1 protein-coding gene is annotated in these 322 nt (G+C 63.0%); it reads right to left on the reverse strand.

Going from position 1 to position 322, the window contains the following annotated elements:
- On the reverse strand, positions 1-322 hold a 322-nt coding region (locus tag SB658_RS22785), incomplete at both ends, for a hypothetical protein (RefSeq protein ID WP_410602511.1).

Raw genomic sequence — 322 nt, forward strand, 5'->3', positions numbered from 1 at the left:
CGATGCGATCGCGACACCGAGCACGATGATGAAGGCGGGCCAGAACACGCGCGGAGCGATGAGCCCCTTGCCAAGCTTCACTCCCTGCCGACGCAGTTTCTCGGCGATCTTCTCGTCGTCATCTTCCTCGGTCGGAAAGACGGCGGTCGGCACGCTTGACATGGCGGGATCGAGCTCGAACTCGAGGCCGCTGAGTGGGTTCTGGAGGGTCGGCGGGTTGGCCTGATCGAAGTCTTCGTAGGTGACCTCGGGAATGATGTCATCCGAGGGATTCTGTGCGTCTTCGGGCGCGCTGAGCCCGGTGGGTTCGCTCACGGGAGTT

Source organism: Bacillus sp. SIMBA_008 (assembly GCF_046535495.1).
GTDB classification, from domain to species: Bacteria; Bacillota; Bacilli; order Bacillales; family Bacillaceae; genus Bacillus; species Bacillus subtilis.